21 protein-coding genes and 1 tRNA gene are annotated in these 23,934 nt (G+C 23.9%); 12 read left to right on the top strand and 10 right to left on the bottom strand.

All coding sequences use genetic code 11. From position 1 onward, the window contains the following. Positions 1-16: 16 nt before the first annotated feature. From G9C01_RS00870 to G9C01_RS00860, 3 genes are read right to left on the bottom strand one after another with little or no spacing between them, the layout of a single operon-like run. On the bottom strand, positions 17-1,198 hold the full coding sequence (locus G9C01_RS00870) for a putative sugar nucleotidyl transferase (protein WP_166265210.1): 1,182 nt from the start codon (positions 1,196-1,198) through the stop codon (positions 17-19). Between the two features lies 1 nt (position 1,199). Beyond that, the gene (locus tag G9C01_RS00865; protein ID WP_166265207.1) at positions 1,200-1,454 is read right to left on the bottom strand and encodes a type B 50S ribosomal protein L31; all 255 of its coding nucleotides are present in this window, start codon (positions 1,452-1,454) and stop codon (positions 1,200-1,202) included. Continuing rightward, positions 1,423-2,559 carry a 3-oxoacyl-ACP synthase III family protein gene (locus G9C01_RS00860; RefSeq protein WP_166265204.1) on the bottom strand — a complete coding sequence of 379 codons (1,137 nt, stop codon included), beginning with the start codon at positions 2,557-2,559 and terminating at the stop codon, positions 1,423-1,425. The genes G9C01_RS00865 and G9C01_RS00860 overlap by 32 nt, the downstream gene beginning before the upstream one ends. A gap of 84 nt (positions 2,560-2,643) precedes the next feature. On the opposite strand from G9C01_RS00860, the gene ubiE reads away from it, so the two are divergent. The 5 genes from ubiE to G9C01_RS00835 are packed head-to-tail and all read left to right on the top strand — an operon-like array spanning position 2,644 to position 8,263. Continuing rightward, complete coding sequence (gene ubiE / locus G9C01_RS00855) at positions 2,644-3,363, top strand: bifunctional demethylmenaquinone methyltransferase/2-methoxy-6-polyprenyl-1,4-benzoquinol methylase UbiE (protein WP_166265201.1); 720 nt, start codon at positions 2,644-2,646, stop codon at positions 3,361-3,363. A 23-nt stretch (positions 3,364-3,386) separates the two neighbouring features. Further along, positions 3,387-4,907, top strand: a complete 1,521-nt coding sequence (locus G9C01_RS00850; RefSeq protein ID WP_207573364.1) for a GH3 auxin-responsive promoter family protein — start codon at positions 3,387-3,389, stop codon at positions 4,905-4,907. Positions 4,908-4,938: 31 nt separating this feature from the next. Continuing rightward, positions 4,939-5,202, top strand: coding sequence for a 30S ribosomal protein S15 (gene rpsO / locus G9C01_RS00845; RefSeq protein WP_166265198.1), 264 nt, complete (start codon positions 4,939-4,941; stop codon positions 5,200-5,202). Between the two features lie 38 nt (positions 5,203-5,240). Further along, positions 5,241-7,403: a polyribonucleotide nucleotidyltransferase gene (locus G9C01_RS00840; RefSeq protein WP_166265195.1), complete on the top strand. Its 2,163-nt coding sequence runs from the start codon at positions 5,241-5,243 to the stop codon at positions 7,401-7,403. After that, on the top strand, positions 7,400-8,263 hold the full coding sequence (locus tag G9C01_RS00835) for a sigma-70 family RNA polymerase sigma factor (protein ID WP_166265192.1): 864 nt from the start codon (positions 7,400-7,402) through the stop codon (positions 8,261-8,263). The genes G9C01_RS00840 and G9C01_RS00835 overlap by 4 nt, the downstream gene beginning before the upstream one ends. A 2-nt stretch (positions 8,264-8,265) precedes the next feature. Here G9C01_RS00835 and G9C01_RS00830 read toward each other — a convergent pair. The 3 genes from G9C01_RS00830 to G9C01_RS00820 all read right to left on the bottom strand — a co-directional run bounded on the left by G9C01_RS00830 (position 8,266) and on the right by G9C01_RS00820 (position 9,658). Then, positions 8,266-8,339 (bottom strand) — tRNA-Arg (locus G9C01_RS00830). Positions 8,340-8,356: 17 nt separating this feature from the next. After that, the gene (gene tpiA, locus G9C01_RS00825) at positions 8,357-9,121 is read right to left on the bottom strand and encodes a triose-phosphate isomerase (RefSeq protein ID WP_166265189.1); all 765 of its coding nucleotides are present in this window, start codon (positions 9,119-9,121) and stop codon (positions 8,357-8,359) included. Positions 9,122-9,166: 45 nt separating this feature from the next. Next, positions 9,167-9,658: a nucleotide modification associated domain-containing protein gene (locus G9C01_RS00820; protein ID WP_166265186.1), complete on the bottom strand. Its 492-nt coding sequence runs from the start codon at positions 9,656-9,658 to the stop codon at positions 9,167-9,169. A gap of 50 nt (positions 9,659-9,708) precedes the next feature. Between G9C01_RS00820 and folP the strand changes: the two genes are divergently transcribed. The 5 genes from folP to G9C01_RS00795 all read left to right on the top strand — a co-directional run bounded on the left by folP (position 9,709) and on the right by G9C01_RS00795 (position 14,911). Beyond that, positions 9,709-10,542, top strand: coding sequence for a dihydropteroate synthase (folP, locus tag G9C01_RS00815; RefSeq protein WP_166265183.1), 834 nt, complete (start codon positions 9,709-9,711; stop codon positions 10,540-10,542). Between the two features lie 55 nt (positions 10,543-10,597). After that, complete coding sequence (locus G9C01_RS00810; RefSeq protein ID WP_242673952.1) at positions 10,598-11,356, top strand: diadenylate cyclase; 759 nt, start codon at positions 10,598-10,600, stop codon at positions 11,354-11,356. Positions 11,357-11,389: 33 nt separating this feature from the next. Then, on the top strand, positions 11,390-12,685 hold the full coding sequence (locus tag G9C01_RS00805; RefSeq protein WP_166265177.1) for a UDP-N-acetylmuramoyl-tripeptide--D-alanyl-D-alanine ligase: 1,296 nt from the start codon (positions 11,390-11,392) through the stop codon (positions 12,683-12,685). Positions 12,686-12,760: 75 nt separating this feature from the next. Next, positions 12,761-13,756, top strand: a complete 996-nt coding sequence (gene pdhA, locus G9C01_RS00800; RefSeq protein ID WP_166265174.1) for a pyruvate dehydrogenase (acetyl-transferring) E1 component subunit alpha — start codon at positions 12,761-12,763, stop codon at positions 13,754-13,756. Positions 13,757-13,780: 24 nt separating this feature from the next. Further along, entirely contained in the window at positions 13,781-14,911 is a 1,131-nt protein-coding gene (locus tag G9C01_RS00795) for a dihydrolipoamide acetyltransferase family protein (RefSeq protein WP_166265171.1), read from the top strand. On the opposite strand, the gene G9C01_RS00790 is transcribed toward G9C01_RS00795, so the two are convergent. Together G9C01_RS00790 and G9C01_RS00785 are read right to left on the bottom strand one after the other, a co-directional pair. Then, the gene (locus G9C01_RS00790) at positions 14,908-15,624 is read right to left on the bottom strand and encodes a TerC family protein (RefSeq protein ID WP_166265168.1); all 717 of its coding nucleotides are present in this window, start codon (positions 15,622-15,624) and stop codon (positions 14,908-14,910) included. The two genes, G9C01_RS00795 and G9C01_RS00790, sit on opposite strands and share 4 nt — an antisense overlap. Before the next feature lie 11 nt (positions 15,625-15,635). Next, positions 15,636-17,459 (bottom strand): ABC transporter ATP-binding protein, encoded by a 1,824-nt coding sequence (locus G9C01_RS00785; RefSeq protein WP_166265165.1) that lies wholly within the window; start codon positions 17,457-17,459, stop codon positions 15,636-15,638. A gap of 82 nt (positions 17,460-17,541) precedes the next feature. Between G9C01_RS00785 and secD the strand changes: the two genes are divergently transcribed. Together secD and G9C01_RS00775 are read left to right on the top strand one after the other, a co-directional pair. After that, positions 17,542-20,265: a protein translocase subunit SecD gene (secD, locus tag G9C01_RS00780; RefSeq protein ID WP_166265162.1), complete on the top strand. Its 2,724-nt coding sequence runs from the start codon at positions 17,542-17,544 to the stop codon at positions 20,263-20,265. Continuing rightward, complete coding sequence (locus tag G9C01_RS00775; RefSeq protein ID WP_166265159.1) at positions 20,266-20,532, top strand: Sec-independent protein translocase subunit TatA/TatB; 267 nt, start codon at positions 20,266-20,268, stop codon at positions 20,530-20,532. A gap of 1 nt (position 20,533) precedes the next feature. Here the strand turns inward: G9C01_RS00775 and G9C01_RS00770 are convergent, their stop codons facing one another. Then, positions 20,534-22,660 carry a SurA N-terminal domain-containing protein gene (locus G9C01_RS00770; RefSeq protein ID WP_166265156.1) on the bottom strand — a complete coding sequence of 709 codons (2,127 nt, stop codon included), beginning with the start codon at positions 22,658-22,660 and terminating at the stop codon, positions 20,534-20,536. Continuing rightward, a complete protein-coding gene (locus G9C01_RS00765; RefSeq protein ID WP_166266356.1) occupies positions 22,657-23,934 on the bottom strand; it encodes a hemolysin family protein in 1,278 nt (425 codons plus the stop codon). The genes G9C01_RS00770 and G9C01_RS00765 overlap by 4 nt, the downstream gene beginning before the upstream one ends.

Genomic DNA, 23,934 nt, shown 5'->3' with positions numbered 1-23,934 from the left:
TTTTTATATAAATAAACTAAATATCCAATAATTGATACAAATGTTCTAAAATTTTTTTGTCTACAATGGAGAAACTTATATTTCTCCTATTCATCATTATTTCAGCAGTTTCACAAACTTTATGAAAAGAAATTTTTTTTTTTATTTGACGCCCCCCCAAAAAAAAAGAAGGGATATATCTAGGAGGAAATCCATATCCAAAAATATTACCACTAACACCGACGACCGTAGCTGTATTAAACTGAGTATTTATTGCACATTTTGAATGATCTCCCATAATAATACCAAAAAATTGTAGATTAATAGGAAGAAAATCTTTCTTTTCATAATTCCAAACTGCTACCTTTTGATAATCATTTCTCAAATTAGAAATGTTAGTTCCAGCTCCCAAATTACACCATTCTCCCAAAATAGAATTTCCTAAAAACCCATCATGAACTTTATTAGAATAGGAAAAAATTACTGAATTAAAAATTTCTCCTCCTATTTTACAAAAACTAGCAATAGTTGTCCCTCCATATATTTTTGATCCTATATTTAATATAGTATTTTTTCCAATTGCTACTGGCCCTCTGATTACAGACCCTTCCATAATTTTAACTCCTTTTTCAATATATATGGGGCCATATTGAGCATTTAATACAACATTATTTGTTTTTATATCTTCCTCCAAAAAAATTGTTTCTTTACAAATAATATGATTATTTCCCAATAAAGAAAAAGATTTTTTTCCTTTTGTAAAAAACTTAAAATCCCTTTTAAGGATAGTTTCATTATTTATAAATACATCCCATGGATATTGAATATGAATAACATGTTGAACATGATATGTTTTTTTGTTTTCTTTTAAAGAAAAAATATTTTTTTTTATCCAAAAATTCTTTTTTATAGCGATCATTTTATCTTTAAAAAAAATAGTCTCATTTTCCTTTAAAGAAAAAATAATTTGAATTAATTCTTCACTGGGAAGAAATGAAGAATTAATTAACAATATGTTTTCAAAAAATGCAGATTCTTTTTTTGAATATTTTTCTGAAAGAAATGGTTGTGTCATTACATCATATGCATTTTTTCCAATATATTTTTCCCACCTTTCTTTTATCGTAAATAATCCTAATCTAATTTCTGATACAGGTCTAGTCAAGGTTATAGGAAATAGTTTTTTCCATTCTTCTCCATCATATAATATAAAATTCATTCTACAATTTTTTATATTTTTCGTATTTTCTCCTGAATTTTTCAGCTGGTCCAGTTTTTCCTAAAAATCTTTTTTCTCCAGTAAAAAATGGATGAGAATAACTAGATATTTCCATTTTGTACAACGGATAATCCATTCCATCTATAAAAATAGTATCTTTTGTTGTAACTGTGGATTTGCAAATAATTATTTTATCATTATTAATATCTTTAAATACAACAGGTCTATAATTTTCTGGATGTATTTTTTTTTTCATATTTATTTATTTTATTTGGAAAACGGTAAATCATTCCATTAATATGCATTCCAGCCCCCAAAGATGCCATAAGAATCGTATCTCCAGATTTAATTTCATGAGGAGGCATTTTTCCTTTAAGAATTAAATCTAATAAAGTAGGAACAGTAGCTACAGAAGAATTTCCAAATTTTTGTATAGTCATCGGCATAATTTTATATAAAAAATCCTTATTTAAGGATGTATAATTATATAATTTCAATAGTCTTTTTAAAATTGCATAATCCATTTTAGCATTAGCTTGATGAATTAAAATTTTTTTTATATCCTTAAGATGTAAATTAGCATGATCAAGTATATTTTTAAGCATATTTGGAACTTCTGTCAATGCATATTCATAAATTCTTCTTCCATTCATTCTAATATTAACTAAAGATTTTTTATAATTTGGATTTAAAGAAGGACCATTAGTTAAATAATATAATTTATCATTATTGTCACATTGAGTATCATAATGAATAATTCCATGTTTTTCATCCTCTAAATATTCTATAGCAGATAAAACAGCTGCACCTGCACCATCAGAAAAAATCATTGCATTCCTATCATGTGGATCTATAACTTTAGATAAAGTTTCAGAACTAGTAATTAATATATTTTTAGCATATTTAGATCGCAAAAGTTGATCTGCAAGTATCATTCCTTCTATCCATCCGGTACAACCAAAAATCATATCATACGGTCTACATTTCTTATTTTGTATTTGAAGTTTATTTTTAACTTTAGCTGCTATAGAAGGCATTATATCAGATTGATAAGAAACAGGATGAATATCTCCATAATTATGAGCAGATATAATATAATCTATTTTTTCTTTATTAATTTTTGATTTTATCAAAGCTCTTTTAGCTGCAATAGCAGCAATATCAGAATTAAACAATCCTTTATTTACATATCTTCTTTCCTCTATTTCTGTGATCTTTTGAAATTTATTAATAATTTCCTTGTTAGATTTTTTAATTTTTAATCCTATTTTATCGTAAAATTTATGTTTTAGAAAATAATCTTTTTTTATAATTTTATTTGGTAAATAATGTCCCGTTCCTGTAATGACTGATCGAATCATTTAAATATAAATTTAGTGATAAAAAATAAAATTTTTTTGTTATAGTTTTAATTCACATTTTTTAATTTAAGAATTTCTAATGTTATGAATAATTCTTTTTCAAAAGAGAAAAAATTGAAAAATATGTTTGATCATATTGCAAATAATTATGATTTAATAAATCATATATTGTCTTTTGGAATAGATTTTATTTGGAGAAAAAAAATAATTTTTTTATTATCCAAATTTAATGAAAGAAAAGTTAAAAAAATACTAGATTTAGCTACTGGTACTGGTGATTTAGCTATATTATTAGCTCACAGATTTAAACACGCTGACATTACAGGATTAGATCCATCTAATAAAATGCTAGAAATAGCTGAAAAAAAAATAAAAAAAAATTTTTTTGAAAATAGAATTCAAATTATTCAAGGATATTCGCAAAATATTCCGTTTCAAAATGAAACTTTTGATATAGTAACTATTGCTTTCGGAATCCGAAATTTTCAATACATTCATCTTTCTATTAGAGAAATATATAGAACTTTAAAACCTTCAGGAATTTTAGCAATTTTAGAATTTTCCACTCCTCCCAATTTCTTTATAAGGAAAATTTATTATTTATATTTCTATTTTGTAGAAAAAATAGGAAATTTTATATCAAAAAATTGTTTTGCATACAATTATTTAAAAGAATCTATATTATCTTTTCCTTATCACAATAAAAAAATGAATAAACTTTTGAAATATCATAAATTTAGTTCAATTTACATACAAAAACTAACTTTTGGAATTGTTTCTGTTTACTTAGTCAAAAAAAAATAATTCAAAAATAAAAATATTTTTTCATGATAAAGTATTTATCGGGATATTTTACATCTACTTTTCTTAAAAAAAGAATTAAAAATGTAGAATTTTTCATGCGTTATCCAATAGAAATACAAAATCAATTAATTAATAAATTGATTTTGTATGCAAAAAATACAGAGTTTGGAAAAAAATATGGATTCCGTGAAATCAAAAAGTATCAACAATTTTCAGAAAGAATACCTATATGTAGGTATTCTGATTTACAATCTTTTATTAAAAGAATTCGTAAAGGAGAAGAAAATATATTATGGCCAGGAGTTGTTAAATGGTTTGCAAAATCCTCTGGTACAACTAACACAAAAAGTAAATATATTCCTGTTACAAAATTATCTATGAATACATGTCATTATAAGGCAGGAAAAGACATGTTATCCATTTATATTCATAATCATCCCAAGACAAAAATTTTTTTTGGAAAAGCTGTTCGTCTAGGAGGAAGCTATGAATTACACAAAAAATATAACACATTTTATGGAGATTTATCTTCCATTTTAATTAAAAATATGCCTTTTTGGGTTGATAATATTTGTGTACCTAGAAAAAAAATAGCTTTAATGAGTGAATGGGAAAAAAAATTAGACAACATAATAAAAGAAACAGGATATAAAGATGTTAGAATTTTATTAGGTGTTTGTTCTTGGTTATTGATTTTTTTGAATAAATTATTGAAAAAATTCGGATTTGAAAAAATTGATGAAATATGGCCTAATATAGAGGTAATATTTCATGGAGGAGTAAGTTTTAGTCCTTATATTTATCAATACCAAAAATTATTTGATAAATCTATCAATTATTACGATATATACAGTGCATCAGAAGGTTTCTTTGCTATACAAGATCAAAAAAAAGTGAAAGATCTTTTATTATTGTTAAATCATGGAATATTTTATGAATTTATTCCTACAGAAGAAATAGATCATGACAATCCTAAAATATTTTCGATTGATCAAGTCGAATTGAACAAAAATTACGCACTAGTTATTTCGACAAATGCAGGTTTATGGAGATATATAGTTGGAGATACTGTAAGATTTACTAGTTTATCTCCATATCGAATTTCTATTTCAGGAAGAACTACACATTACATTAATTCTTTTGGTGAAGAATTAATTATTGAAAATGCAGAAAAAGCTTTAAATATAGCTTGTATGAAAACGAATTCTATTATTCATGAATATACTGCAGGTCCTGTATATATGAATCAAAAAAATTCTGGTGCTCATGAATGGATTATAGAATTTGAAAAACAACCTAGAAATTTATGTGATTTTATAAATATTTTGGATGATGAATTAAAATCTTTGAATTCTGATTACGAAATTAAACGATACAAAAATATTGTATTAGGTCCTCCTGTTATATATGTAGCTAGAAATGGCTTATTTTACGATTGGTTAAAAAAACATAAAAAATTAGGAGGACAAAATAAAGTCCCTCGTTTATCCAATGATAGAAGATATATTGACTCCATTTTAAAAATGGAAAAAAATATAAATTAGTTTCAAAAAAATATAAATTTATAATTTTATTATGACAGTAGAAGAAAAAAAAGAAATATTTAAAAATTATGGAAAATCTGTTTATGATACAGGTTCTTCCAAAGCTCAAATTGCTTTATTTACTTATCGTATCAATCATTTAAATAATCATCTTAAAAATAATAAAAAGGATTTTAACACAGAAAGAGCTTTAGTAAAAATGGTAGGAAAAAGAAAAAAATTGTTAAAGTATATAGAAAAGCATGATATAAACAATTATAAAAATATCATTAAACATTTAGGATTAAGGAAGTAGAATTAACAAACTATTTTTATAGTTGAAAACAAAGAAATATGCCAGATATAGTAAAAGAAACCATATCTATGATAGATGGTCGTTCTATCATTATAGAAACAGGAGGATTAGCAAAACAAGCAGATGGAGCCGTTATAGTACGATCAAAAAATACAATGCTTTTAGCAACTGTGGTTGTTTCCAAAGAAACAAAAGATGAAGCTAATTTTTTTCCTTTGACAGTAGATTATAGAGAAAAATATTCTGCTGGAGGTAAAATTCCGGGGGGTTTTATTAAAAGAGAAGGTAGACCTTCTGATGAGGAAATTTTAACAATGAGATTAGTAGATCGTGTTTTGAGGCCTACATTTCCAGATTCCTTTAAAAAGGAAATACAAATTATGATTTCATTACTTTCATATGATAAAACTGTTTTGCCAGATGGCTTAGTGGGATTAGCCGCATCAACAGCTTTATCTGTTGCAAGGATTCCTTTTAATGGCCCTATATCAGAAATACGGATTATCCGTTTAAATGGAGAATTCATTATTAATCCTAGTTTGGATCAGTTAAAAAAAGCGGATATAGATTTAATAGTGGGAGCTTCCAATCATTCTATTATTATGATTGAAGGAGAAATGAAAGAGATAAAAGAAAATGAATTTTTAAAAACTTTGATTATAGCTCATCAAGCTATAAAACCACAAATAGAAGCTCAAATTCGTTTAGTTGAAAAATTACCAAAAAATAATTTTTTTTTCTTTGATGATCAAGAATCAATGAATTTATCTAAAGAAAATAAAATATTAAAAAAAAAACTTTTCTTATTTTCACATGAAAAAATTGAAAAAATTTATCACAAATTTTTAAATAAAAAAACTAGATCTTTAAAAGAAAAAATTATCCTAAATGATTTTAAAAAAAATTTTTTTATAGAAGAAAAAATAGAAAAAAAAGAAATTCTTATAGACCAATTTTTTGAAGAAATCAAAAAAAATATAATTAGAAATTTAATTTTAAAAAAAGGAATAAGATTAGATGGTAGAACCAGTCAACAAATACGTTCAATATCTGGTTTTGTTGATTATTTACCTGGAGTGCATGGTTCTGCTTTATTTTCAAGAGGAGAAACTCAATCATTAACTACAGTCACATTAGGATCATCATTGGATGCAAATAAAATTGATAATGTTATTATGGAAAATCAGGAAAAATTTTATTTACATTACAATTTTCCCCCTTTTTCTACAGGAGAAATACGTTATATAAGAGGAGTTTCTAGACGTGAAGTTGGGCATGGAAATTTAGCTCAACGTGCATTAAAAAATATTATTCCCAATAATCCATATACAATTCGTGTTGTTTCGGATATTTTAGAATCTAATGGATCATCTTCTATGGCTACAGCTTGTGCCGCTAGTTTAGCATTAATGGATGCAGGAATTTCTATAAAAAATCCTGTTTCTGGGATTGCTATGGGATTGTTTATGGAAAATGAAAAAAAAGTTATCATATCAGATATAACAGGAGAAGAAGATCATTTTGGAGATCTAGATTTTAAAATAACAGGAACTAAATGTGGAATAACAGCTTGTCAAATGGATGTAAAAACAATGCAAGGAATAACATATGATCTTTTAAAAAAAGTATTAATGCAAGCTCTAGAAGGTCGTATTTTTATTTTAAAAAAAATGTTAGAAATATTGCCAAAATACAGAAAAAAAATGAAACCTAATACTCCAAAAATATATACTTTTAATATTCCAAAAAATTTTATAGGTTCAGTTATAGGTCCTGGTGGAAAAGTTATTCAAGAAATACAATCATGTACAAACACAAATATCTTAATTGAAGAAAAAGAAAATTTAGGTTGTATTGAAATCATTGGAAAAGATGATGAAAAAATAGAGAAAGCCATAAACAAAATTAAGGAAATCGCTTTTGTTCCCGAATTAGGAAAAGTTTATAAAGCAAAAGTAAAATCTATAAAAGATTTTGGTGCTTTTGTTGAAATATCTAAAGGAGTAGAAGGTTTACTACATATTTCAGAAATAGGATGGAATAGATTGAATAAAATCGAAGAAGAGTTACATATAGGAGATATTATTGAAGTTAAATTTATGGGAATAGATAAAAAAAACAAAAAAATGAAACTCTCTAGAAAAGTACTTTTACCCCGTCCTATCCATACTGGGAAAAAAAATGAATCAAAAAATATATGAGACAACTTAAAATTACTAAACAAGTAACAAATCGTGAATCTGAATCGTTAGATAAATACCTTCATGAAATAGGAAAAATTCCATTATTAACTCCAGAAGAAGAGGTAGAATACGCTCGTAGAGCAAGAGAAGGGGATTCTTCTGCTATAAATAAATTGGTCAATGCTAATTTACGTTTTGTTGTTTCTGTTGCTAAACAATATCAAAATCAAGGACTAAGTTTATGTGATTTAATAAATGAAGGAAATTTGGGATTGATAAAAGGAATATTGCGTTTTGATGAAACAAGAGGTTTTAAATGTATTTCATATGTTGTTTGGTGGATTAGACAAGCTATTTTACAAGCTATTGCGGAACAATCACGCTCTATAAGGCAACCTACGAACAAATTAGCTTTATTAAACAAAATCCTAAAGACTTTGGCTCAATTAGAACAAGAATTACAAAGAACTCCTTCTGCAAGAGAAATAGCAGAACATTTAAATATGAATGAGAAAGACGTCGAAGAATCTATAAAAAATTCGGGAAGACATGTTTCAATGGATGCACCCTTAATAGAAGGAGAAGATTCTAACTTATATGATTTAGTTAGATCCGATGAATCACCTCGTCCAGATGAACATTTAGAAAAAGAATCTTTACGTAAAGATATAAAAAGAATTTTAGAAACTTTAAGTGAAAGAGAGCGTCGTGTTATTATTTTGCATTTTGGATTAAATGGATCACCTCCCATGACTTTAGAAGAAGTTGGACAATCTTGTGATTTAACAAGAGAACGTGTAAGACAAATTGAAAGTATAGCTTTAAAAAGATTAAAACACTCTTCCAGAAGCAAAATATTAAAACCTTATTTAGGATAATGCGACCTCGAAGGGATTCGAACCCATAACCTTCTGATCCGTAGTCAGATGCTCTATCCAATTAAGCTACGAGGCCCATAAATTTCTTAAATATCATGATTGAACAATTCTCAAAAATTTATCGAGTTTCAAAGATGAATTTCCTACAAGTCCTCCATCTACATCTTTTTGAGAAAAAAAATCTTTTGCATTAAGATCATTAATACTTCCTCCATATAGAATATATATTCTATTAGAAACACTTTCTCCGTATTTATCAAAAAATAAAGAACGAATAAATTCATGCATTATTTGAACTTCTTCAAATGTAGCCGTTTTTCCTGTTCCAATCGCCCATATTGGTTCATATGCTATATAAAAAGATTTTACTTCATCCGAAGTACAACGAAATACAGTTTCTTCTAATTGACTTTTGACAATTTCAAATTGTTTATTTTTAGATCTTTCTAAAAATGATTCTCCTACACAAAAAATAATATTAAAATTATATTTTAATGCTATTTTTATCTTTTCGAATAAAAGATTATTTTTTTCTAGAAAAAATTCTCTACGTTCGCTATGTCCAAGTATAACCTTTTGAATTCCTATTGATTTTAACATATAAGATGATACTTCTCCAGTGTAAGATCCTTTATCTGTATGATGAATATTTTGAGCCGCAATATTTAAAGTTGTTCCTTGTGAAATTTGATTTGAAATATGTAAAAAAGGAAAAGAAGGGGCTATTATAATTTCTTTGTTATGATTTATTTTTCTTTCAAAAACAATTTTTAAAAAATTTCTAATAAAAGAAGTTGTTTCATAAAAATCATAATTCATTTTCCAATTTGCAATAACAACTTTTTTTCTTTTTCTCATTTTTATCTTTTAAAAATATAAATATACAAATTGTAATTTTTATAACTACGGGTTTTGTTTTAATAAAAAAATGATATCAACTAATATTTTAAAACAAAATTTTTCTAGTTTTTCTAACAAAATTCGATTTTTTTTTAACAGTAAAATATTTTTTAATACATTATTTATGGAAAACTTATTTAAAGTTTTTTTTTTACAATCTGTATAATTTTTTATTCTTTTCAATTTTTGATTATATATCAAAATTACATCGTTGTGTGATATTTTGTTAAAATTGTATGTAAAAGAAATATCTAATTTTATTAACATAATTATTAAATAATTTATAATATCTATATATGTATCTGTTATTTTTTCTTCTTTAATTTTTTGAAATCCTTTTGATTGAATATTTTTTATACGTATTATTTTAATTAAAATTTGATCTATGATAGAATAATTATGAATAAACTTCCATGATAATCCATAATCTTTTAATTTTTTTAAAAAAAGTTTTCTACATTTTTTAATAATAAAATCAACATAAGGATCATTCATTTTACATCTTATTTAATTTTATAACAAATTACAATAAATAGTTTTTATCAATGATAATTAATTGTGCAGGCACTTTATTGAATTTAAAAGTCCCCAAAGTGATGGGAATCGTCAATTTAACTCCTGATTCTTTTCATGATGGAGGAAAATTATGTTCTGAATATTGTATATTACAACATATAGATACTTTATTAAATGAAGGATCTGATTTTATAGATGTTGGAGGTTGTTCTACACGTCCAGGATCGAAATTGATAACGGAAAAAGAAGAAATAAAAAGAGTAATAAAACCTATTCGTTCTATTGTGAAAAATTTTCCAAATGTTAAAATATCTATAGATACTTTTCGAAGTGAAGTGGCCAGAATAGCAGTAGAAGAAGGAGCCGTAATGATCAATGATATATCAGGAGGAAATTTGGATAAAAATATGTTTCCTTTATTAGGAAAACTTAAAATTCCATATATATTAAATCATATGAAAGGAATTCCTGAAAACATGCAAAAAAATCCATTTTATCATGAAAATATAATAATAGAAATAAATAATTTTTTTTCTAAAAAAATTTACTATTTAAAAAAATATGGAATTCTAGATATTATTATTGATCCTGGATTTGGTTTTGGAAAAACACTAGAACAAAATTTTCAATTATTAAAACACTTATCCTTATTAGGATTTAAAGATTATCCAATTTTAGTTGGAATTTCTAGAAAATCTATGACTAAATTTATTTTAAAAATATCTGATGAGGAATCATTAAATGCCACTTCCATTATACATACTATATCACTTTTAAATGGATCCAAATTTTTACGTGTACACGATGTTAAAGAAGCTGTAGAATGCATTAAATTAGTAGAATACTATAAAAAAATTTTCTAATACACTAAAACTTATATTATTTTTACATGAAGTTTTTTTTTCATTGTTATATTCATTGAAAATTTCTTTCATTGATATTTTAGATATTTTTTTAGTAACCATTATTCTATTCCAAATATACAGACTGGTTTACAGAACAGCTGCTTTAAATATTTTTTATGGAATCATTGCCACTTTTATTTTCTGGAAAATAGTAGAAATTTATAAAATGAAACTTCTTAGCATCGTTATAAGTGCTTTTTTTAAAGGAGGTTTTTTAGCTTTAATTATTGTATTTCAACCTGAAATTAGAAAATTTCTTCTCATAGTAGGAAGTAGAATTTTTTTTAAAAAATTTATATTTTCTTTATTTAAAAAATCAAGAGTATCAATTAAAACTGAAACCATAGATAGCATTGTAAATGCTTGTGCTATTTTTTCAGGAGATAAAACAGGGGTTTTAATAGTCATTCAATTACATCAAGACTTAAAAGAATTTATACAAAATGGAGATGAAATGGATGCTAAAGTTAATATTTCTATTTTAGAAAGTATTTTTTATAAAAATAGTCCATTACATGATGGAGCTGTAGTTATTGTAGGAAATAAAATAATAAAAACAAGAGCTATTCTTCCGGTTTCTTACAATAAAGAAATTCCATCTCGTTTGGGATTACGACATAGAGCGGCCATTGGATTATCTGAAAAAACGGATGCTATATGTCTTGTTATATCCGAAGAAACAGGTTATATTTCTTACATAAAAGATCAGAAAAGAACTGTTATCACTAGTATTAATAATTTAAAAATAAAACTTGAAAAAGATTTACTTTAATTATTTATTCATTTTAAAAACATTATATGATTTATGAATATCAAAAATATATATCAGTTATATTCTACTTCTTCTGGTATAGAAATAAATAGTAAAAAAGTTAAAAAGGGATCTATTTTTATAGCTTTAAAAGGAAAAAATTTTGATGGAAACCAATTTGCATATGAAGCGATTTCAAATGGAGCAATGTTAGCTATAGTCGATAACAAAAAATATGTTTTATGTGACAAAATTATTTTTGTATACAATACATTATTTTTTTTACAAAAATTGGCTATCTATCATAGACATAGATTGCATCATATTCCTATTATAGCTATTACTGGAAGTAATGGAAAAACTACAACTAAAGAACTTACTGCGACTATTCTTGGTAAAAAATATAATAAAGTTCATTGTAACAAAAATAATTTCAATAATCATATAGGAATTCCATTAACTATACTTTCCATGCCTATGGATACACAAATATCTGTAGTAGAAATAGGAGCAAATCATGAAAAAGAGATAGAAAAAATGTGTAATATTATTAATCCAGATTATGGATATATTACCAATTTTGGAAAAGCTCATTTAGAAGGATTTAAAAATGTAAAAGGGATCATACGTAGCAAGTTGGAATTGTATAATTTTTTAAAAAAAAAAAATAAATTAGTATTTATCAATGGAGATGATCCTATACAATTATCTAATAGTATAGGAATGAATAGATATATTTTTTCAGGAAAAAAAAAAAAGACGGATATAAATGTTGAATATTTATGGGAAAAAAATAGTATAAAATCTACTTTATATATTAAAAATGTAAAAATTATTTCTTCTTTAATAGGAAATTACAATTTATATAATATAGCTTCTGCTATAACTATTGGAACATATTTCAAAATTTCTTTAAAAAAAATGAAAGAAGCGATAGAAGAATACGTCCCCAATAATTATCGTTCTCAAATTTTAGTGAAAAAAAATATCCAAATTATTATAGATTGTTATAATGCAAATCCAACTAGTATGATAGAAGCTCTTATTTTTTTTAACAATATAAAAGGAAACAAAATGGTAATATTAGGAGATATGTTAGAATTAGGATCATTTTCCAATAGTGAACATGAAAAAATTATTTCTTTTATAAAAAAAAGTAATATAAGCATTGCTTTTTTAATTGGAAACATTTTTTTTAATACCAAAAATACTTCCTGTAAAATAAAAAAATTTATCTCAAAAAAAAATTTCGTTGAGTGGATTAAAAAATATTCTATTCAAAAAACGGATTATCTTCTCATTAAAGGATCAAGAAATATTGCATTAGAAAGTCTTATTTCCTTAATTTGATAGAAATTCTTTTTCTTGGTATATTGGATCTTAAAGATTAAATTTGTATACAATGATTTCATAAAATTTTTCTTCATGAAAGAAATTACCAAAGAAACTTATCTTAAGTGGTTTAAAGATATGTCTTTTTGGAGAAAGTTTGAGGACAAATGCCGTTCCCTATACTTAAAACAAAAAATTAGAGGATTTTTACATTTGTACAATGGACAAGAAGCAATTCCTGCTGGTTTAACCCATGCAATGGATTTATCTAAAGATAAAATAATAACCGCTTATAGATGTCATATCTTACCTATTTCTATGGGAGTGGATCCTAAAAGAATAATGGCTGAACTTTTAGGGAAAATAACAGGAACATCTCATGGGATGGGAGGGTCTATGCATATTTTTAGTAGAAAACATCGTTTTTATGGGGGACATGGAATTGTAGGGGGACAAATTCCATTAGGAGCTGGAATCGCTTTTGCCGATAAATATTTTAATAGAGAATCTGTAACTATCACTATTATGGGAGATGGTGCTGTAAGACAAGGATCTTTACATGAAACATTTAATATGGCTATGTTATGGAAACTTCCTGTTGTCTTTATATGTGAAAATAATAAATATGCTATGGGGACTTCCATAAAAAGAAGTAGTAATATAGAAGAAATTTATAAAATAGGAAAGGCATATGGAATGTATTCTTATCCTGTAGATGGAATGGATCCTGAAAAAATAGCACAAGCCGCTTCTATTGCTATAGAAAAAGCGAGAAAAGGAGAAGGTGCTACTTTTTTAGATATTAAAACATATAGATATAGGGGACATTCTATGTCTGATTCTGAATTATATCGTAACAAAGAAGAAGTTAATTGGTATAAAAAAAAAGATCCTATTTTAAAATTAAAAAATATGATTTTACAGAATCAATGGGAAACTGTAGAAAATTTGAATGTAATAGAACATGAAGTTAAAAAAAAAATAGAATGTTGTGTGGAATTCGCAGAACAATCAGATTTTCCTTCTGTAGAAAAAATGTATAATGTAGTTTATTATGAGAATAATTATCCTTTTTTAGATAAAGTTTAACTTTCATAAAAATATATTAAAATAATGGCAGAAATAATATATATGCCCCAATTAAGTGATACAATGAAAGAGGGGACTGTAATCAAATGGAACAAAAAAATAGGAGATAAAGTTTCAGAAGGCGATATTCTAGCTGAAATAGAAACCGATAAAGCTACTCAAGATTTTGAAATAGATGTTAGTGGAGTTTTGCTTTTTATTGGAATTAAAGAAGGGGAAACTACACGTGTTAATGATGTATTAGCGATCATAGGTTATGAAGGAGAAGATATAAATCATATTATTTCAGAATTACATAAAAATAAAGAAGAAAAAAATCAAAAAATATTTATCTCTCCTATAGCAAAAAAAATGGCTAAAAAAATAGGAATTTCTATAGAAAATGTTCAAGGAAGTGGAGAATATGGTAGAATTGTTAAAAAAGATATAGAATCTTATGAAAAAATTAACCTTAAGGAAAAGAAAGGAAAAAATCAAAAAACGATTGTTCATTCTTCCATCAGAAAAAAAATAGCAGAGCATTTAACTTATTCTAAATTTTCAGCTCCACATTATTATTTATTTAGTGAAATTTACGCGGATAAATTAATTGAATTTAGAAAAAATTTAAATCATAAACTTTCTTTAGAAGAAAAAATATCATTCAATGATATTATTATCAAAGCAGTAGCTCAATCTTTAAAAAAACATCCTGATATAAATGTATCATGGAACGATGAAAAAATCATAATACATCCACATATTCATATTGGAGTAGCTGTAGCTATACAAGATGGATTGATAGTTCCAGTTATTAAAAATGCAGATCAAAAATCATTATTACAAATTTCCAAAGAAATTAGAGATAAAGTATTACGTTCAAAATCGAAAAAAATACAACCGGAAGAAATAGAAAATAGTACTTTCACTGTTTCAAATTTAGGAATGTATGAAATAGAATCTTTTACTTCTATCATTAATACTCCCAATACATCCATATTATCTGTAGGATCTATTATGGTACGTCCTGTCGTAAAAAATTATAAAATTGAAATAGGAAATATAATGAAAATTACATTGTCTTGTGATCATAGAATTATAGATGGAGTTAAAGGAAGTCAATATATTCATTCTCTTAAAAATTTTTTAGAAGATCCTATTACCATATTATTTTAATTTTTATTAATTACTTTTTTTATCCATGATAAAAAAATAGGGGACATAAATATTAAAAAAGTTAATAAAGAAAATATTTTTTCTGAAAAAAAAAATAATACAAAATCAGGAACATATTTTTTTGAAAAAAAAATAAGTTTAATTCCAAGAATAATGATTACAAAAAAAGTAGAATGTTTTAATTCTGGAAATTTTTCCATTAATCGAACAAAAAATTGTAAAATCAATCTCATAGAAAAAATTCCTATACATACACCCAAAAAAATTAATATAAAATTATCAGATAATGCAACAGATGCAAAAATATTATCAATAGAAAAAGCTAAATCCATTATTTCTATAATAAAAACAACTTTCCAAAAAGAATCTTTTGTTTTTTCATTTTTTAAATTATTTGATATAAAATTTTTATTGAAAAAAAAATGTTTTAATCCTAAAAAAATCAAGTAAATTCCTCCTAATGGTTTCAACCACCATATTTTGATCAATATAGAAGCAAATAATAGACATAAACATCGAAAAAAATAAGCACCAATAATTCCATATTTTATGGCTCTTTTTCTATCTTCTTTTTTAAGATTCAGAATCATAGAAGATAACATGGCTGCATTATCTATAGATAAAATACTTTCTAATAAAAATAAATTTCCTATAATAGAAATAGATAGAATAGGATGATGAATAATTTGTATTATACATTTTTCAATATTCATTTTTAAAAGCTTTATAAAGCCATTAATTTACTATAAGTTCCCTTATTTGATATTAAAGTATCATGTTTTCCTTGTTCTATAATTTTTCCTTTTTCTAATACAATAATATGATCTGCATTTTGTATAATAGTAGAAGATAATTTATGTGCTATTACAAGAGATGTTCTATTTTTCATTATTTTATTTAATGCTTTTTGAATTGTAATTTCAGATTCTGTATCTAATGAAGAAGTTGCTTCATCTAAAATCATAATTGGAGGATCTTTAAATACAGCTCTAGCTATGCTAATTCTTTGTTTTTGACCTAAGGATAATTTATTTCCATTATATCCTATAATAGTATCATACCCTTTTGGAAGTTTTTCTATAAAACAATGTGCATTAGCAATTTCAGCTGCTTGTATTACAGAATTTATAGATACTTTTTTTTCTGATCCTAATGCTATATTATTAAAAATAGAATCATTAAAAAGAACTGGTTCTTGAGTAACAATTCCTAATAATTTTCTATAATCTTTAATTTTCAAATATTTAATGTTAATTCCATCTATAGTAATTTCTCCAGATGTAACATCATAAAATCTGGCTAATAAATTAGCAAGGGTAGATTTTCCACTGCCGGATCTCCCCACTAAAACTACAGTTTTTCCTTTTTTTAAAGAGAAACTTAAATCTTGAATTAAGATCAATTTATTATAAGTAAATGATACATTATGAAATAAAATTTCATTTTCGAAATGAAAAATGGATTTATATCTAAATTTTTCATTTGATGTACATTTGGTATTCAATATTTCTACAATACGTTCTGCAGCTGCTCTTCCTTTTTGAATATTAGATATAGAATTAACTAAACTTTTCGCGGGATTGATAATTTGAAAAAATAACCCTATGAAAGGAAAAAGTATTTCTGGCCCCATTCCTTTTTTTTCTAAAAAAAGTTTTCCTCCATACCAAATGATTAAAATCATTGTAATGGAACCAAAAAATTCACTCATAGGAGAAGCTAATTCTTTTTTTCTATTAACACGAGCAGAAAGTATTTTCTGATATTCAGATACTTGTTCAAAACGTTTTTGCATTTGATTTTCAGCACTGAAAATATTTATAATTTTAATAGAGTTTAAAGTTTCTTCTATAACAGAAAATAATTTTCCTAATTGGTTTTGAGCTCCTCTTGCATCTTTTTTTAAACTAATTCCTATAACAGATAAAAAAACCCCCATTAAAGGAACCAATAAAAAAGTAAATAAGGTAAGCTTATAACTAATTAAAAATAAGGTTAATAAATGAAAAATAAACATAATAGGAGAACTAATCAAATTAGCCAAAGAACTAACAATAGATATTTCTATTTCATTAATATCATTAGACAATCTAGATATTAAATCTCCATTTCTTTTATTTGAAAAAAAAATTATAGGTAAAGAAAGTATTTTTTTGTGAAAATCATTTCTAATATTTCTAACTATGGAAGTTTTTATTCCTATTAAGAAATATTCCGCTAAATATCGAAATATATTTCGAATTAAGAAAAGAAGAATAATGAAAAAACAAAATATAGCTAAAGTATTTATTTTTCCATATTTGAATAATGATATTTTTATATAGTCATGAAAATATTTTAAAATAAAATCAAAATATATATTGAAAGAATTAAAAAATGTCGTTTTATTTTTGTATTCAGAAGGTTCAAATAAAATACTTAATACAGGTGAAATAGATATTATGGATATAACTGAAAATAAAGAATATAAAAAATTGCATGATATGTTAATGATATAATAATATTTATAGGGCTTCGAATAAGCTAAAATTTTTTCAAGTGCATTCATTTAATTTTATTAATCCCAATAAAGATAGCTATAAAAATTTTTTAATTTATTAATAATATAATAATTTCATAAGAAAAATAAGATGCGTGTAAGAAACTTTTTTACGATTTTTGTAACTATAATATTGACTATAATTTGCTTATATTATATTACATCATCTAGCGTAGATTCTATAAAGAATAACAAAAAAACTTTAAATCTGGGATTAGACTTAAAAGGAGGAATCAGTATGATTTTAGATATTTCTGAAAAAGATTTATTAAAAAAATTTTCTGACAATTCTCAAAATTTTATTTTTTTAAAAGCATTGGAGAATACAGATAAGAAAAAAAAAGAAAATCCAAATACAGATTATTTATCATATTTTATAAATTCTTTTAATCAAGAAGTAAAAAATAAAAAATTAAATATCAGTTTATCCTCTTCAAATTTATTTGGAAATAAATCGAATAATGAATCCATTGATTCTAATAGTTCTGATTCAGAGGTAAAAAAATTTTTAAAAAAAAAAATAGAATCATCTATAATTTCCATTCAAAATATTTTGAGATCCAGAATAGATAGATTTGGGATTATACAACCCAATATCCAAAGAATCAAAAATTCAAATCGAATTTTAATTGAATTGTCTGGAATACAAAATGTAGATAGAATAAAAAATATTTTAGAAAAAAAAGCGGAATTACATTTTTTTGAAACTTTTAATGTTCAAGAAGTGATTCCATATTTTAATACAATAAATAAATTTTATCAAAAACATTATAAAATAAAAAAATCTTTTATAGATATTTTGAATATTCCACTTATTAAATCTTCAAATACAGTTGGATTAGTTCACATGAAATATAAAAAAATCATTTCCGATTTTTTAAATTCTACGGAAGCTATGAATTATTTACCATATCATTTACATAATACAAAATTTTTGTGGGGATATAAAAATTCAAATAATTTTTTACAATTATTTGCTATAAAAATAAGTGATGAAAAAACATCTCATTTTTTAAATGGAAATATGATAACTGATGCTTACAAAACTTTTGGACCTTTAAATGAAATATATATAAATATTAAAATGAATCAAGAAGGAACTAAAAAATGGAAAATATTCACAGAAAAAAATATAGGAAAAAACATTGCAATAGTACTTGATGATTTAGTATATGCAGTTCCTGTAGTAAAATCAGTTATTCCAAATGGAATGTCTCAAATATATGGACACTTTTCAATACAAGAATCTAATGATTTAATAAATGTATTAAATACAGGAGAATTACCAACCTCTGTAAAAATTATTCAAACAAACATAATTGGTTCTTACTTGGGAAAAGAATCTATTCGAAAAGGAATTATATCTTTTTTAATAGCTTTATTTTTTGTATTTATTTGGATGTTTTTTTATTATTCAATTCCAGGATTGTATGCTAATATTATTTTATTTTTCAATATTATATTTGTTTTTGGAATTCTTATTTCTATGAATGCAGTATTAACTTTTCCGGGTATTGCTGGAATTATACTTACATTAGCAATGTCTATGGACGCAAATATAATAATATACGAGAAAATCAAAGAAAATATAAAAAATAAAATTCATTTATCAACATCTATTAATAATAGTTATACTTTACAAGGAGCTTTATCTTCTATTATAGATGGACAAATTACCACTCTATTATGTGGAATTATTTTATTTTATTTTGGAATAGGGCCAATACGAGGATTTGCTACTACTTTGATTATTGGAATTATAATATCTATGTTTACTTCCATTTGTTTAGGAAGATTATTTTTAGAATGGCATTTTAGAAAATATAAAAAAATTTATTTTAAAACTTTTTTTCTGAATAAAATTCAAAATATGCAATATGATTTTTTATCTAAAAGAAAATGGGTTTATATGATTTCTTCTATTTTTATAATTGTGAGTATACTTTCTTTTTTTTTAAAAGGGTTTAATCTGGGATTAGATTTTGTAGGAGGACGTTCTTACATAATTCTTTTTGATCGTAAAGTAGTTCCTGAAAAAATTTCAGAAATTTTATCAAAAACATTTATGGAAAATGGAAAACCTACTTTTCCTAGGGTTCAAACATTTGGAGATAAAAATCAACTTAAAATAGTAACTAAATATAAAATACGGGAAGAAAATAACCAAGTGGACGAAGTAATTTTAAAAAAGATATTTATAGCTTTAAAAGCTTTTTTTCCTATAAATTTTGATAATTTTAAAAAAATAAAAAAAAATAAATCATTAGGTATTTTATCTGTAGAAAAAATAGGACCAACAGTAGTTATAGACATGATTTATAAAGCTTGTATTTCTATTGCAATTTCTTTAGTAGGAATTTTTATATATATCTTTATAAGATTCAAAAAATGGCAATTTGGATTAGGAGCAATAATCTCTTTAATTCATGATTCAATTATCGTACTTGGAATTTTTTCTTTTTTACACAAAAAATTTCCTATTTTGGAAATAGATCAAACTTTTATAGCTGCTTTATTAACAATAATAGGATATTCAATTAATGATACCGTAATAGTTTATGATAAAATTAGAAAAATTTCAAAAAAAACATCTTTTTTGATGAAAGAGATTATAAATAAAGGCATTTATAGTTCTCTCTCTAGAACCATAAATACTTCTTTTATTACTTTATTAGTAGTTTTAATTATTTTTCTATTTGGAGGAAAAGTTCTTCATAGTTTTATGTTGGCTCTATTCATTGGAATCAGTGTAGGTACTTATTCCTCTATATTTATTGCTCCATCCATAGTATATGATTGTTGTAAAAAAATATAAATGAAAAATTTATTATTTATTAGTATAGAAGAAAGCTTTTTTATCATTTTTATAGCCGTACTTGTTTTTGGTCCTAAAAAAATACCAGATATAGCTAGGGGATTAGGAGAAGGCATCCGATATTTAAGAGATGCAAAAATGAAAATTAAAAATGAAATTATTCGGAATAATAATAATGTAGATAAATCTATTAATAAAAAAGAAATTGACAAAGAAAAAAAAATAAAAAAATGCGTACCTACATATTCTATAAAACGGAATAAGTAATTTATATATTTTTTCTATAATATTTAATATTAGATTTTTCTATTAATACATTTCCTATTTTTTCTAAAACATTTTCTCTTAAACTAGCATTTAAAGATTCTATTTCAGAAGAAAAATAAGAAAGTTTTTTAGATGTGTTAAAACGTTTTAAGGTTCTTACAAAAAAAAGCCCCTTTTCTCCTAGTATTGGTTTAGAAGTCTTATATAATTTTGAAGAAAAAGCATATCCCACTACTTTAGGCTCTGTATGATTTTCAATCATCGACTGATAAAAATTAATTTTATAAGATTTATTTATTTTTTTAGAGAAACGAACAGCTATTTTTTCTAGATTTATATTTTTTTTTATTATATTATATAAATAACGATTTATTTTTTTCTTAAATAGAAAAGGAATTAGATTATTTTTTATTTCTTCAATGGGATATCCTTTTTTTTGAATGTTAGATAACAAAACCATAATATAATCTTTATTTGAAGTAGAAAAAATTTTTAAATCTCCCTTTTTTCTATTTTTTTCATAAGACCAATTAATGATTTCTTTGTCCAATTCAGTGTTTAAATCATGAATATTCCATTGATTACTCTTTATTTCTTTCAAAAAAAGAGTTTCATATCTTTTTTTTCTTGCATTATTAATAAATGTATTTAAACTTGAACTTTTATTTTCTTTCATAAATTGAACAACTTTTTGATAAAGGATTTCTTCCGTTTTTTTTGACGGAATCAATGTTTTAATTATTATGGCAAATTGATAAACTGGTTTTATATCTTTTATATTATCAATTCTTATAATATGGTATCCAAATTTAGTTTCAATTAAACCTATTGTTCCTTTTTTATTATTTAAAGAAAAAAAATCAAATGATCCTTTTCCTTTAAAAGTTTCATTTTGTTCTTCATATTTTAACCATCCTAAATTTCCTTTATTTTTTTTTGCATTGATAACATCGTCAGATTTTTCCACTATTAAAGAATTAAATCGATTAGGATTTTTTATAACAATATCATATATTTTTTTTGCTATTTTTTCAGCTTTTTCTTTAGTCCTATTTTTAGAAAAACGTATAGCTTCTTTATGAGAAATCAATATATGACTGGATAAAACAGAATTATATACCATTTTTTTCCCCGTTAATTTAGCCATAATATAAATATTATTATCTTTAACAGGACCGTACATACTTCCAATTTTATTGTTTTTTTCTACAAAATGTTGCAAAGTAATAGGAAGATTTTTTTTCAAATAAAAATTTGAATCAAAAGGTTTTTCAGATTGGTTAGAAACAATTATGGAATTGTGATTATAATTTTTAAATTTATTAAATAATTTTTTTATTTCAGAATTCATATTTTTTTCATCATCCAATGATGGATAAGAATGAAAAATTACAAAATTTAGGGTTCTTAAATTTTCTTTCTTATAAAGAAATTTATTTTTTTTAATAAAATTATAAATTTCATAATTTTTAATTTCACGGTATTTTTTTTCTATTTCTGAATAAGGAATAAATATATAATCAATTATGGAGAATTGATTTTTATCTTTATAATTCAATTGAGCTTCTATAAAAGATGTATTTAATCCATACATCAACATTTCTACATATTTTTTTGCAATAATTCTTTTTGGAATACTATTTTTTTCATAAAACCAAATATTTTTTTCTGCTTCTATTTTAGGATCTAAAGACGAAGGGATTTTTTCTAAATTTTTTAAATATGATCTAAATTTTTTCATATTCATTTTACCCTTTTCATTTTGAAAATCAATTATTTTACTGTATATAGATTGTTTTTCTATTGCTTTCCAAAAATCTTCTTTTGTACTTTGTATCCCTAATTTTTTTGCTTGTTGATTTAATACTTTTTCATGAACTAATAATTTCCAAGTATCATTTTTCAAATAATGATCCGGTTCATTTTCACGAAATCGTTTCAAAAATTGAAAACAATTAAGATATTCTTTTAAAGAAATATTATCTCCATTCACTTTTCCAATAATAGTGGAATTTTTAGTAAAAAATTTCAATATTATATTAGGGTCCAATATAAAAAATATCAAAGATATACTAATGAAAAAAAAAACTAACCATGTATTTTTTCTAATTTTTTCTAAAAAACTCATTTTAAAAAATTTTTTTTAAGAAAAACTTCTTCTATTTTATTTTTAGATACTTTTTTAATTTCAATATAAAAATTTTTGTTAATAACAATTTTTTCTCCATATTTTGGAATATCTCCTATATATGTTACAATTAAACCTCCTAAAGTTTCATATTTATCAGATTGAGGAAGATCTAAATTATATTTAGAATTAATAAAATCAATTTCTAAACGTGCAGAAAATAAAAATTCATTGTCATTTAATTTATTATCTAATAATAAATTTCCATCATGTTCATCCTTAATATCTCCAAGAAACTCTTCTAAAATATCTTCCATAGTTATCATTCCTGCAGTCCCTCCATATTCATCTAAAACTATAGCAATACTTCTTTTTTTTTTAATTAACAGATCCATAATTTCTCTTACAGGAGTTGTTACATATACTAATTCCACCGATCTAATTATAGATTCAATATTTTTTGGTTTTTTAAGTAATTCTAAATAATGAATATAACCTATAATGTTATCTATATTATTTTTATAAATTACGATTTTAGATAATCCACTTCCAGTCAAAATATTTTGAATTTTTTCTATAGAAGAAAAAACTAAATTAGAAGAAACAATCTCCTTTCTAGGAACCATACATTCTCGCGCTTTTTTTTCTGAAAAATCCAAAGCTTTATGAAAAATTTCAATTTCAGATTCGACAATATTTTTTCCTTTTAGATTTTTTTCTATATTTTCTGATAAAAAATAAATCAAATCTTCCTTATCAAAAATTTTTTTTTTATCATTTTCTTGTTCTCCTAAAATTTTTAGAAAAACATTAGAAATACAAATTATAGAGTTTGTAATAGGGGAAAATATTTTATATATCACATATGCAGGAACAATAAATAAACTCAACAATTCATTTGAATACACACTAAATATTATTTTTGGAACAAATTCTCCAATAATTAAAATAATAGTAGCAGAAAAAATGGTTTCTAAAAAAATCATCCATAAAGAATTATCCAAAAATTCTTTTGGAAAGATATATAAAAATATTTTTCCCATATAAATACCATATATAACTAAAGATATAGTATTTCCAATTACCATTGTAGTAATAAATTTTTTAGAATTACTAATACTTTTTGAAAGAAGTTTAGAATGAAAAGATCCTTTTTTATTTTCTTTTTCTAATTCTATTTGGAATAAACTAGAAGAAATTATAGCCATTTCCATTCCAGAAAAAAAAGCAGATACAAGTATGGTGATAAAAACTATACTAACATGAAAAATTAT

Origin of the sequence: Blattabacterium sp. DPU, from assembly GCF_011290385.1 — a bacterium.
GTDB lineage: Bacteria > Bacteroidota > Bacteroidia > Flavobacteriales > Blattabacteriaceae > Blattabacterium.
This window is presented reverse-complemented; position numbering and strand designations above follow the sequence as displayed.

Coding starts and splice junctions, on each gene's coding strand:
- G9C01_RS00870 (WP_166265210.1), bottom strand. CDS start 1,198: ATGAATTTTATATTATATGATGGAGAAGAATGGAAAAAACTATTTCCT.
- G9C01_RS00865 (WP_166265207.1), bottom strand. CDS start 1,454: ATGAAAAAAAAAATACATCCAGAAAATTATAGACCTGTTGTATTTAAA.
- G9C01_RS00860 (WP_166265204.1), bottom strand. CDS start 2,559: ATGATTCGATCAGTCATTACAGGAACGGGACATTATTTACCAAATAAA.
- ubiE (WP_166265201.1), top strand. CDS start 2,644: ATGAATAATTCTTTTTCAAAAGAGAAAAAATTGAAAAATATGTTTGAT.
- G9C01_RS00850 (WP_207573364.1), top strand. CDS start 3,387: ATGATAAAGTATTTATCGGGATATTTTACATCTACTTTTCTTAAAAAA.
- rpsO (WP_166265198.1), top strand. CDS start 4,939: ATGACAGTAGAAGAAAAAAAAGAAATATTTAAAAATTATGGAAAATCT.
- G9C01_RS00840 (WP_166265195.1), top strand. CDS start 5,241: ATGCCAGATATAGTAAAAGAAACCATATCTATGATAGATGGTCGTTCT.
- G9C01_RS00835 (WP_166265192.1), top strand. CDS start 7,400: ATGAGACAACTTAAAATTACTAAACAAGTAACAAATCGTGAATCTGAA.
- tpiA (WP_166265189.1), bottom strand. CDS start 9,121: ATGAGAAAAAGAAAAAAAGTTGTTATTGCAAATTGGAAAATGAATTAT.
- G9C01_RS00820 (WP_166265186.1), bottom strand. CDS start 9,658: ATGAATGATCCTTATGTTGATTTTATTATTAAAAAATGTAGAAAACTT.
- folP (WP_166265183.1), top strand. CDS start 9,709: ATGATAATTAATTGTGCAGGCACTTTATTGAATTTAAAAGTCCCCAAA.
- G9C01_RS00805 (WP_166265177.1), top strand. CDS start 11,390: ATGAATATCAAAAATATATATCAGTTATATTCTACTTCTTCTGGTATA.
- pdhA (WP_166265174.1), top strand. CDS start 12,761: ATGAAAGAAATTACCAAAGAAACTTATCTTAAGTGGTTTAAAGATATG.
- G9C01_RS00795 (WP_166265171.1), top strand. CDS start 13,781: ATGGCAGAAATAATATATATGCCCCAATTAAGTGATACAATGAAAGAG.
- G9C01_RS00790 (WP_166265168.1), bottom strand. CDS start 15,624: ATGAATATTGAAAAATGTATAATACAAATTATTCATCATCCTATTCTA.
- G9C01_RS00785 (WP_166265165.1), bottom strand. CDS start 17,459: ATGAATGCACTTGAAAAAATTTTAGCTTATTCGAAGCCCTATAAATAT.
- secD (WP_166265162.1), top strand. CDS start 17,542: ATGCGTGTAAGAAACTTTTTTACGATTTTTGTAACTATAATATTGACT.
- G9C01_RS00775 (WP_166265159.1), top strand. CDS start 20,266: ATGAAAAATTTATTATTTATTAGTATAGAAGAAAGCTTTTTTATCATT.
- G9C01_RS00770 (WP_166265156.1), bottom strand. CDS start 22,660: ATGAGTTTTTTAGAAAAAATTAGAAAAAATACATGGTTAGTTTTTTTT.